This is a genomic window from Actinophytocola sp. (assembly GCF_035634895.1).
Classification (GTDB): Bacteria; Actinomycetota; Actinomycetes; order Mycobacteriales; family Pseudonocardiaceae; genus Actinophytocola.
This window is the reverse complement of the sequence record NZ_DASQCC010000272.1, coordinates 1-3,241: the sequence shown is the minus strand read 5'-3', so window position 1 is coordinate 3,241 and position 3,241 is coordinate 1. Positions and strand designations below refer to the sequence as shown.

Annotated in this window: 5 protein-coding genes and 2 pseudogenes; 1 reads left to right on the top strand and 6 read right to left on the bottom strand. The window is 67.8% G+C overall.

Translation table 11 applies throughout. The annotated features are described in order from the left end of the window. From VET29_RS42070 to VET29_RS42045, 6 genes and pseudogenes are all read right to left on the bottom strand, one after another. Positions 1 to 337, bottom strand: a pseudogene (locus tag VET29_RS42070) (hydrogenase expression protein HypE); the annotation flags it as partial. Beyond that, on the bottom strand, positions 294 to 965 hold the full coding sequence (locus VET29_RS42065; RefSeq protein WP_324932495.1) for an SIS domain-containing protein: 672 nt from the start codon (positions 963 to 965) through the stop codon (positions 294 to 296). The gene VET29_RS42065 and the pseudogene VET29_RS42070, both read right to left, overlap by 44 nt. Continuing rightward, a complete protein-coding gene (locus VET29_RS42060; RefSeq protein ID WP_324932492.1) occupies positions 962 to 1,180 on the bottom strand; it encodes a HypC/HybG/HupF family hydrogenase formation chaperone in 219 nt (72 codons plus the stop codon). Before VET29_RS42060 ends, VET29_RS42065 begins: the two co-directional genes overlap by 4 nt. After that, entirely contained in the window at positions 1,177 to 1,803 is a 627-nt protein-coding gene (locus tag VET29_RS42055) for an SIS domain-containing protein (protein ID WP_324932489.1), read from the bottom strand. The genes VET29_RS42060 and VET29_RS42055 overlap by 4 nt, the downstream gene beginning before the upstream one ends. Positions 1,804 to 1,836: 33 nt before the next feature. After that, positions 1,837 to 2,142: a helix-turn-helix transcriptional regulator gene (locus VET29_RS42050; protein WP_324932486.1), complete on the bottom strand. Its 306-nt coding sequence runs from the start codon at positions 2,140 to 2,142 to the stop codon at positions 1,837 to 1,839. 150 nt (positions 2,143 to 2,292) lie between these two features. Next, complete coding sequence (locus tag VET29_RS42045) at positions 2,293 to 2,691, bottom strand: helix-turn-helix transcriptional regulator (RefSeq protein WP_324932498.1); 399 nt, start codon at positions 2,689 to 2,691, stop codon at positions 2,293 to 2,295. Between the two features lie 240 nt (positions 2,692 to 2,931). Here VET29_RS42045 and VET29_RS42040 point away from each other — a divergent pair. Next, positions 2,932 to 3,241, top strand: a pseudogene (locus tag VET29_RS42040) (hydrogenase expression protein HypE); the annotation flags it as partial.

Genomic DNA, 3,241 nt, shown 5'->3' with positions numbered 1-3,241 from the left:
ACCCTTCCTTCTTGATCGCCTCGTTCGGGATCGAACCCTCCACCACGAGCACGAACGGCTCCAACTCACCACGATCAGCCTTGTGCCACCACTCGATGAACGTGTCCGCACCCTGCTCCGGACCACACTCGAAATCAATCAGCGGCCAGTGGACGGCGATCTTGGGCAGGCCGGGCAGTGCGCCCAGCACGATCTCCTCGATGCTCGGCTGGGTCGCGGCGGTCAACGCCACCGAGTCCCCGTCGCAGCCGAGACCTCCGTTCATCCAGAGGATGTGGACGACCTGCTCGTCCTCATCGGGCCGCGCGTGCCGCGTGGTATCCGTCGATGCGGTCATGGGTCAGCTCCCACAGTGCGTGGTAAATGGTGGTTTGTGCTTCCTGGATGCGGTGCACGGATGGAGACGGCACCACGAACAGGTGGTCGATGCTGTCCAGCTCGGCCATCTTGCCGCCGTCGTACCCGGCGATGCCGACGGTGAGCATGCCCCGCCGGCTCGCCTCGTCGAAGGCGCGCAGCAGGTTCGCCGAGTTGCCGCTGGTCGACAGCCCGACGGCGATGTCGCCGCCGCGCCCGAACGCGCCGAGCTGCCGGGCGAACACGACGTCGAAGCCGACGTCGTTGGACAGTGCGGTGATCACGGCGATGTCGGCCGTGAGGCTGAACGCGGGCAGCGGCCGGGAGTCGTCGGCCGGGCAGACGAACAGGCCGGCGAGATCCTGCGCGTCCGTGGCGCTGCCGCCGTTGCCGAACGTGAGCAGCCGCCCGCCCGCCGCGAACCGCTCGGCCATCCGCTCCGCGCACTCGGTGAGCCGGGCACCGTCGCGGGCCAGGACCTGGCCGCGCAGCTCGGTGATCTCCCGCGCCTTGTCCATCGTGGACTGGCGCACCTGTGCCAGGACGGCGTCCACATCGGACTTGCCGGAGTAGAGGAACGGGTACAGCGACTGCATGTCGTCGGTCACGGCGTACCACCTCCGACGACGGCGATGGCCTCGCCCGCGTGCACGAGGACCGTGTCGCCGACCCGCGCCGCCACCAGCGCGACGCTGACCTCCTCGGTGCCGCTGCCTGTGTCGACCTCGGCCAGGCCGTCGTCGAGCAGGTTCAGCACGATCACGGGCACGGCGCTGTCCGAGCAGGTGACGCACACGTCGTCGTGGCAGTCCGGGGTGTTCATCGCACGACCCCCGGGTCGAGCACCCCGGGCTGCTCGAAGAACACGTGCACCAGCTCCCACAGGACGTGGTACATGGTCACGTGCACCTCCTTGATCACCCGAGGGTCGGTGGTCGCGGCGACCAGGACGTGGTCGGTGTGACCGTCCGCGGCGATCAGCCCGCCGTCCCCGCCGAGCAGCACCACGGTCAGCATGCCGAGCTCCCGTGCCTGTTCGAGTCCATGCAGGACGTTCACGCAGTCGCCGTCCGCGGACAGGCCGAGCGCGATGTCGGCCGGCTCGGCGAGCAGGCGGATCTGGTGGGCGAAGACCTCGGCGAGGCCGACCCGGTTGGCGACGCCGGTGACGGTCGCGATGTCCGCGGTGAGGGACAGCGCGGGCAGGGCCCGCTTCCCGACGATCACCGGGTGGACGAACTCGACGGCCACGTGCTGGGCGTCGGTGCTCGGGCCGCCGTTGCCGAACACGACGAGCTTCCCGCCGCGGTGGAACCGCGCGGCCATGGCGTGGCAGGTGCGGGCGACGTCCTCCGCGTGCTCAGCCAGGTCGGCGAGCGGGGCGGCACGCCGGGCGAACAGCTCCTCGACGCGTGTGTTCGACTGAACCGATGACAGCCTGGTCATTGGTCAACACCTCTGGTGTGGTGGGAGATGTGATCAGTTGTTCGCAGTCAGACCGGTTCTCGCCTCCGTCCGAAGTGGTCGGTGCGGCACCTCCGCCCCGTTCGGCGGCCGTAGCTGCGGGCGGTCCGGACGCCACGAGTGCGGGTCGCTGGACAGGCCGAGCAGGTAGGTGACCGTGCAGTCGAGGGCCTCGGCGAGCTCGGGCAGCAGGCCGAGGTCCAGGGCGTGGCCGTTCTCCATCGTGCTGATCGCCCGGTTCGTCGTGTGTACGCCACGCCGCGCCAGTCGTCCGACGACTTCTTTCTGGGTAAGCCCTTGGGCGAGCCTACGTTCACGCATTCTGCGCGCACAAACCCAATGTCGCTCGCGAACGCGGTCACACGCTGCAGAACTCATCGGACACCTCTGTCCCACGGAACGACACAAGTGTAGACCCCCCACGCAACTTCGCGCGCGTCGTCGTCCGCCGAATTCCGGGAATCCGGGATTTCAGGACAACGGGGTATCGCCGAACAATTCGTGAATACGGCGAAGATCGCGCAGTCTTGGTTCCGTCTCACCACCTACCCAGCGGTTCACGGTCTTCACCGACACCCCCAGCTGGCGGGCGGCCTGCTCGTGGGTCAGCCCCGCCTTGCGCAGCACCTCGGACATCCAGTCCGCGAACGTCTCCGGCGACTCGGCGGCGGGCCGGCCTGCTGCGGTCGGCAGCGGCAGCTCACCCATCCGCGCCAGTGGCGGTTCGTCCCCCAGGCCGGGATGCGAGTGCAGGACGTCCACCTCGACCTGGTCCGGGAAGATGCGGAACGAGATCTGGATGGACCCGGTGGGGCCCGCCGCGTCGAGCAGCGCACGCAGCACGGTCTGGCCGACGGCGGTGTTGTCCACCTCCGTCAACGGCGACTCGGCCAGGCACCGGCGCACGAATTCACGGATTTCCGGAATCGAGGAAGGGCGTGCCGGAAATGTTTGGGACAGCACGACTACCGGCCGGACCTCCAACCGGTCGCCTGGATTCTGGCTGTGCTCAGACACTTCTGTCCCGTTCGCACTTGCTGCGACCAACGCACGGGGATACCGTTTTCTCGGGCACCGTGACCCACAGCATAGTGGAGGGTCTTCGAAATCATGGCTGCCGGCGCCGATGTGGAACCCGTTGTACACATTCTGTGGATCAACGGGGGACTTGGTTGCGACGGGGACTCGGTGGCGTTGACCGCCGCGACCCAGCCCAGCATCGAGGAGATCGTCCTCGGTGCGCTACCGGGGTTGCCGAAGGTCGCGATGCACTGGCCGTTGATTGATTTCGAGTGTGGTCCGGAGCAGGGTGCGGACACGTTCATCGAGTGGTGGCACAAGGCTGATCGTGGTGAGTTGGAGCCGTTCGTGCTCGTGGTGGAGGGTTCGATCCCGAACGAGGCGATCAAGAAGGAAGGGT

Excerpts from the sequence above, each read along its gene's own strand:
- VET29_RS42055 (WP_324932489.1), bottom strand. The coding sequence starts at position 1,803 with ATGACCAGGCTGTCATCGGTTCAGTCGAACACACGCGTCGAGGAGCTG.
- VET29_RS42050 (WP_324932486.1), bottom strand. The coding sequence starts at position 2,142 with ATGCGTGAACGTAGGCTCGCCCAAGGGCTTACCCAGAAAGAAGTCGTC.
- VET29_RS42060 (WP_324932492.1), bottom strand. The coding sequence starts at position 1,180 with ATGAACACCCCGGACTGCCACGACGACGTGTGCGTCACCTGCTCGGAC.